The following is a 7,272-nucleotide window of genomic DNA, read 5'->3' on the forward strand; positions in this document are numbered from 1 at the left end:
GCATTTTGAAAGACCCGAGCTTTATTATACACCCAGCAATTACCTTCATGAGAGAGATTATCTTCACTTTCAATATACCCCCCTAAATCGCCTTTTTTGACATCATCAAAATCTCTTAAGGCTCTAATTCGAGTTAAGAAATGACCATCAATATATTCACAATCATCAATAAATTCGTATTTTGGAGATGTTTTTTCTGTATTAACAATAGAATTCATTTTTACACCTATTCGTAAATTAGTTTTCAATTGACACCCTATAAGAGCATCGGGTGCTGAAAACACGGCGAATAGTCCGTTGCTATGCTTTTCCCATAAGGGTATTGTATGGCATAGCTACACCCGACAAAATCACTATATATGCTAATCACAGCATAAAAGATAGTCAGTGTTTTAAAAGAAATGGAAAAGGTTTTTTCGCAACCTATTCGCTATTCGAAAGTGTTTTCATCACTTGGTTATTTATGTAACAAAATACGTATTTATTGTCAATTAATTTATAAACTTTTTTGATATTTTTTTGTATTTTTTAAATACGTTGTGTATTGATAATATCTTATGCTTATTAATTGCTTCTTTTATATTTATGTGCTTTTAAAGCTATATTATAGGTTTTATGAAACGATTGCGTTATTTTCTGAATCTATACATTTATAATATTTAGAAACGCTCTCATAATGCGTATTTTAAACTTTATAACCTATCAATTTTGTCACTAAATGGCTTTTAAGATTTCTGTTAATTTCTTTTAATAACACATTTTAGACTTAACAGCCTTTATAGGGACTGTCTTTATAACAAATGCTTTCATTTGCATTTTTGCTTTCTCTATAGTTGTTATGTTCTTTATAGCCATGGCATCATTTTTCATGTTCATAAGAGAAATGATAAATAGGATAATTGCGATTTATTGCCTGTTATGAAAACACTTATGAAAACATCTCAATAGAAACTGATCATTATAGAGATGAGCAAAATCCCTTTTAATAAACTTTTGTCATTTTTGTCAGTTCTTTTTAGAACCTATATCATTTTTTTTAAATGAGAGAAAATTAAAATCATTATATTTCAATAAGTTAAGTTTTATCAATTTTTCAAAATACAACTTATTAAAACAGCCATAATAAATAAATACAACTGTAAATATATATTTGTCAGTTTATGTCAGTACATTGAATCGACAAAAGTGATCATTTAGTGAATGATTAAAACATGTCTTATGAGAGTATGTGATCTTTTAAAGCCTTTCAAAAGAAAGGGATTATAATCATAATAAATGCTATCAAGACCATTATGGTTATGAGTTTTGGAGGTGCTTTTTACGCCCCCCTTTACATATTTTTCAATAAAAAATAAAAGTCATTATATTTCAATATGTTATTTTTTATCAATTTTTCAAAAAACAACCTATATCAATAGTACAACCTATAAATTCAACTAATGCTCTATGTTTTGTAAGGGGTTTGGGGGGGTAGAAACATTCAAAACCTATAAGTAATATAAGAAAATGAATATACATAACCCTCTTTAAATAAAGCTTCTGATAACAATAAAGCACTCATTTTAGATTACGGTTTAATCTTTTAAAGGCAATGTAAATAAGAGTATCTAAAAGTGCAAGTTTCTTCTTTTTAAATAACGTATGATAAATTATCCTTTTAAAGATTGTATGTCAGCAATTTATAAAAGGGATATAAGAACCTATAGGTATAAAACCTTATACCCCTTATGAGTTTATCATACCCATTATGTGAGCATGCTTTTAAGTTATTCAGTTTCTCTTATTTCCAATTTTGGTAGGTTCTTAACAATTTTCATTGTCTCTAAACTTATGGTAATAACTCTAGAGGGTAGGCAGGGTTGCCAATGGTTTCAACAGCATAACGATTGGCATCATTAACAATGCCACTCTTTTTATCAGTCTTAACACATTGACGCCCCATAACCCATTCAAGAGCGGGTTTACCATTAACGATATACTCACAAGCGTCAAGAGGGATATCTGTTATTGTGATATTGTTATTATAAATAACAGTGGTTTTATCTTTCTCTTTACCTGCTTTTGCGAATTTCATTTCAGTCACGTAATAGAATTTTTCTGGATTAGAGATCTCTGTAACTTTTGGATTACCTTTTTTAAAGGTTACGCGATAAGGTTTTACAGTTTCATAATTCACGTGCAAATGATCCAGTTCACGCCCTGTTACAACAGAGCTCCGTTTTCGTATAAGGGGTTTAAGTCTCTTCAAAAGAATTAAAACGAAGCTTATTAAATCCATTTTGAACGAATTGAGAAAAAATGCAGAAAAATGCTAAAAAAGCCGATAATTTTTTCAAAAGAGTTTTTAAATGCTGTTTATCCGCAGCCCATGAGAGAGATCAGATCAGCAAAATAGTGAAATTTGCTGTTTGTTTTATGGAAAAAAGACAAATGAAGCATGTGCTTTTAAAATATCATAATGATTATTTTGATAGGTTTTATGAGTCACTAAAATAATCTAGTTTGTTAGTTCAATTTACAGACACAAACTGACAAATATATATTATGGATTGTATTTAAGGTTGTATTGTCGATATAGGTTGTATCGTTAAAATTCTAACATATTGAAATATAATGTTTTTAATTTTCTCTCATTTAAAAAAAATAATATAGTAGCTAGAATGAACTGACAAGACTGACAAAACTCTTCTGATAAGGTCACTCAGATCATTTGCTTTTGGAAAAAAGTTCCTTGATGAGAATGCCATAAAAAGAGTTTTGCGTGGTTGTCTTAAAGACTTCAAAAGAGATTTCTTTATTGTTTTATGCTGTTGTTTTTAACCAAAGGATGCCATTCAAACCGTCTATCAGGACGCCGACCTAATTCATTCCCCTCTATAGGAAATTCACGAATATAGTTACAACGACATAAAAGCTCTAAAGCTTGCTTAACGGCTCCATTGTCTTTTAAAGATCTCCAACACCGTCTATAGATATCTCTTGCCGTAAAAACATTGGGTAAAAGATCACAGCGCTCTACAATTAATTTTGCACGCTCTGCTGTTAATGTATCATTCGCCGCATAAAGACGTTTTGCATGACTTATCAGATATTCTTCCCAATATAAGGCTCTCTCAAGGGCATCTCTATTGATTTCAAAACGCCCCCCTTCACTCAATTCAAAAATCAATGCAAGGGTTGGTATGGTTTTATTCATTTTCAAAAGATGCGCTTGTAAACTTGATGAGAAATGACCTCCTTTGATTGTTCTTTGAAAATTTTCCCACCATACACGAAACATTTCTTGAGCTTCAGCAGAAAAGCGTATGGTAATAGGGTGTTTTGGTGATCCTAATGGTTTATCATAAAGAGAACGAAAAATTCCTTGATAACTTTCCCATGCCTTTTGATTGGGAGGTCTATCAACCCATAACCGCTCTTTTCGTTCATCGGGCCACACCAGCATTTGAAACCGTTGTAATAAGCCGTCATTATTTGTTCCATGGTGCATTGCTTGAATAATGGGAATAATCCGTGAAGGTTGAATGCCCCCAATAATGGAAATGGTTGCATTGGGAATAAAAATGGTTCCACGTCCTATACGGTCATAGGTGTATGATTTTTTGCCATTAAAAGCTGTTAGATAAAAAGAACGGTCTGATTGATATTCCTTCCGTTCCAAATCGGATAAAAAACCAGATAATTCATCACGAACCAACAATAAACCACGGGGGTTTTCTTTTAACAATTCCCCAAGCTTTTCGACGGTCACATCGTTGACAATAAGACGTCGTTTATTAAGCGTGTCATCTTCCTCACTTTCTTTATGTTCAAGAGATTGAGAAAGAAGAGCAAGGGCTTGTTCCTCGTCTTGATCTTTGAGTGCTTTGTAGGCTTGTTTTTTCTTTTCTCTTTTGTCTAATTCAATAAGAATATCTTTTGTTTCTTGCTGTTTTTTCTTCTTTAACCATTCTTGATGCCATTCCTCTTGAAAAACATCAAGAGGTGCTAAAGCAGCTTCCATGGTATCTGTTTTCATAGTTGAAGGTTCCCCCACAATGGCACCCCAGAGATTAGGAACAATTTTCCAATTGGCATGTTGTTTTGGAGAAACCCGCACGCCATTTCCAATGACAGCAGACAATCCACATAAAGCAGAAACAGCAACAAAATCGATAGAAGATTGTTGAATATCAGCAACGTCATAAACATAGTTTATTAATGGTGTTGGAAGCAGGAATATTTTAAAAGGCTCGACGGGTAAGAGAGCCGTAGCAATCGGTTGTAATTGCCCCCAACCATTTTGTTGCAAGGCTTGTTCATAAGAAATGGCTTTTAAACAAGTATTTTCGTTTAAAGAGACATTATCGTTATCATTGATGGGAGTATTTTCATTATTGTTTTGTAAATTACTATCTTTCATAGTTTCCCTCTTTTAAGAAAGTAATACGTTATTAAAATCGGTTCCTTTTGGAGCTTGCATCATAAAGACCTCAAAGCCTTGGCTATAAGCACGCGCAGCTAGGGTAAAACCTGCTTTACGACCCGCATCATCGCCGTCCATTGCAATGGTGAGACGTCCTTTTGTATGGGGTAAATTCACACGCATCATGCCACTGGTTGAAAGAGAAGCCCATAAATCAACGGGCTCTGATAACAACCCAGACAAAAGAGCCAGACCGGTTTCAATGCCCTCACAAATGACCAGATGTTTGGGATTGCCTTGACTTAAATGCACAGCACCACCTGTTACAGATCCCAACATGGCTTTTGCTGGTTTTTGGTCTGTTTTGCAGCCATTGGCTTGTAAAAAGGTTCTATGAATGGCAAAGGAACCAGCACCCTTAACAAGAGCCACTAACGCGGGCAGTGTACCCCCAGAGGGGTGTGGACATTTGTCGTAAAAGCGTAAATCAGTAGGCAAATCACATGTAATACCCCGCATACGTAAATAGGTTTCTGCTAAAGTATTTTTGATTGGTTGGCTTTGTTGCCAAATTGCTTTTGCTCTCTCTGCTTTCTGTTTTGCTCGTTTGAGATCAGCACAAAACTGTTTTGAGAAAGAGAGCGTATGATCATAAGCTTGTTTTCCAAGCAAGCCAATTCTTCTGAGCGCTTGTATGATCTCTCTAAAAGAGCAACCAGCATAACAATAGAGTAAAAGACGCCCATCATGTCCATTGGCAAGGGATAAGCTAGGCAGCCTATCATCATGAGCAGGGCAACGGGCTGTTCCATAACGCCCATGCCAAGTACCACGCAAGGCACGTGTGATACCTTGCGCATTCTTAAAAGAACACATCATTTTAAATCCTATAACGTTGCGTCATAGGACGGATTGTGCTATCTCTAGGGTGATGAGTTTGAGAAAGCCTTGTCCGTCCTTACGCGACAAGGTTTTTTTATGCCGCGTCACTTTGACGTTGCTGTTTTGCTTGCTCGATGACATTGATAAGATCCGATTGTAACCAACGGGACAAAAAACCAAATTTTAAAGGTTTTGGGAGAGAGCCATTGGTTACATGACGGCGGAATGTTGAGACACTCATATGAAGCAATTTTGCACTTTCACGGTCTGTCAAAAGAATATCATTTTCTGTCATACTAAAATCCTTTCTATCAAAAAATGGTAACAAATCATAACTATTTATTAACCACATTTTGGTTCACTTAGAAAGATGTTTTATTTATAGAAAACAATATTTTATCATACAATTTCTGATGTGATAATTTATGACTCTTATTGAGAAAGAATGAGAGAGAAGAGAGCTAAAGTTATCCACAGATCATGGGGTTATGCACTCCATATCTTAAGATTGACCCGTGACATAAGCCGCCCATTTATCCATATAAACGCGGCGCTGTTCTAGATAGTCAGTACGACGATAGGCACGCTCTACTTTACCGCCGACCGTATGAGCTAAAATAGTTTCAGCGACCTCATAGGGGGCATCGGTTGTTTCAGCGAGCCAATTGCGTAAACTAGAACGAAAACCATGCGGGCAGGCTTCAATTTTATTTTTTCTCATATACGCCGCCATCATCGTATGTGAAAGAGGACCACGACCGGTAAGTGAAAAGATGAAATCACTTTTAGAAATACAGCGGGCTTGTTCAATTACTTTTAATGCTTCAGATGATAAGGGGACGCGAAATTCTTTTGTTGTATCACGCTTTCCTTTCATATTCTCAGCAGGTATGGTCCATATATCCCCATCAATTTGATCTTTATGAATATAACGTAAAGGGTTAGAGCGAACCCCTGTAAGGATAAGCAAGCGCAAAGCAAGATGTGTTATGTTTTGTGTTTTACAGAGGAACTGATAAAAAGCTGGTATATCTTTCCAATCCATTGCTGGTCTATTAGTGATCTTATGACGTTGTTTTCCTAAGAGAGCACGTGCTTTTTCTGTTGCTTGTAAATCAACATCCAAACCCAAAGCAGCCGCATGTTTGAGACAAAGATTAAGACGTATCAATGCTATCTGAGCTGTTCCAGCTTTTGTATGCCAAATGGGAGAAAGCGTATCGCGTATCTCTGTTTGTGTAATCTCTGAAACGGGGAGGCAACCTAATTTAGGGAGAATATGGAGTTTTAAGGGTAAAAACCAACGCCCATCTTTACCATCTCCTTTTAGTTCAGCTTTACGGCTTTCAAAAGCATCTACGGCAATGTCTTTTAAGTAATGGAGATTACGTATTGCCTCACGCTTTTGTTTATTGCGTTCTTTAATGGGGTCACGACCTTCACGAAGAACAGAACGCCATTGATTTGCTAATTCACGGGCTTTTTTTAAAGAAACATTTTGCAACGCACCCAAGCCCATTTCACGGCGCCGACCATGAATGGTATAGCGATAAATCCATTGAGCACCTCCATCTTTACGCTTATGAAGTAACAAGCCGGCACCATCATTATATTTGCCAGCTCCCAATGTTGCGACAGCCCTTGCATTAAGACGGTTCATAAGAGCCATTTTTAGTCCTTTCTTATACAAATTTTATCCACACACTCATCCCACTTGTTATGTACAAATGAGTGGTTTTGATTGATTCAACATAAACAGATTTGAAATGAGAGAATCCTACGTTATTCGAGACTCTAATTCAACATACAAAACAGTGAATTATCATTATAAATCAATGTCTTGTAGAGGCTTATCGAGATACGGCATGTGTCTGGACGATTGGTTATGGTCACACCAGCAATGCGGGTCACCCCCTTGTCAAAAAAGGCATGTGTATTAGCCAAGAGCAAGCAGAAGAAATCCTTTGTAAAGACTTAAAGCAATT

Annotated in this window: 5 protein-coding genes and 2 pseudogenes; 1 reads left to right on the top strand and 6 read right to left on the bottom strand. The window is 35.8% G+C overall.

Annotated features, from left to right (window positions below):
• The 6 genes and pseudogenes from ACFIJL_RS08260 to ACFIJL_RS08285 all read right to left on the bottom strand — a co-directional run.
• Positions 1-218 (bottom strand): annotated as a pseudogene (locus ACFIJL_RS08260) (hypothetical protein); the annotation flags it as partial.
• A gap of 1,548 nt (positions 219-1,766) precedes the next feature.
• A pseudogene (locus ACFIJL_RS08265) lies at positions 1,767-2,209 on the bottom strand (type ISP restriction/modification enzyme); the annotation flags it as partial.
• Between the two features lie 585 nt (positions 2,210-2,794).
• Positions 2,795-4,402: a YfjI family protein gene (locus tag ACFIJL_RS08270; protein ID WP_375624166.1), complete on the bottom strand. Its 1,608-nt coding sequence runs from the start codon at positions 4,400-4,402 to the stop codon at positions 2,795-2,797.
• Between the two features lie 12 nt (positions 4,403-4,414).
• Positions 4,415-5,284: a toprim domain-containing protein gene (locus ACFIJL_RS08275; protein WP_375624168.1), complete on the bottom strand. Its 870-nt coding sequence runs from the start codon at positions 5,282-5,284 to the stop codon at positions 4,415-4,417.
• Between the two features lie 97 nt (positions 5,285-5,381).
• Positions 5,382-5,582: an AlpA family transcriptional regulator gene (locus ACFIJL_RS08280; RefSeq protein ID WP_011180791.1), complete on the bottom strand. Its 201-nt coding sequence runs from the start codon at positions 5,580-5,582 to the stop codon at positions 5,382-5,384.
• 207 nt (positions 5,583-5,789) lie between these two features.
• Positions 5,790-6,956: a tyrosine-type recombinase/integrase gene (locus ACFIJL_RS08285; RefSeq protein ID WP_375624171.1), complete on the bottom strand. Its 1,167-nt coding sequence runs from the start codon at positions 6,954-6,956 to the stop codon at positions 5,790-5,792.
• A gap of 149 nt (positions 6,957-7,105) precedes the next feature.
• Between ACFIJL_RS08285 and ACFIJL_RS08290 the strand changes: the two genes are divergently transcribed.
• Positions 7,106-7,272: glycoside hydrolase family protein (locus ACFIJL_RS08290; protein ID WP_375624173.1), on the top strand; the 167-nt coding region annotated here is incomplete at its 3' end.

The sequence above is a fragment of the Bartonella sp. TT119HLJHH genome (assembly GCF_042193385.1).
In the GTDB taxonomy this organism is placed as follows: domain Bacteria; phylum Pseudomonadota; class Alphaproteobacteria; order Rhizobiales; family Rhizobiaceae; genus Bartonella.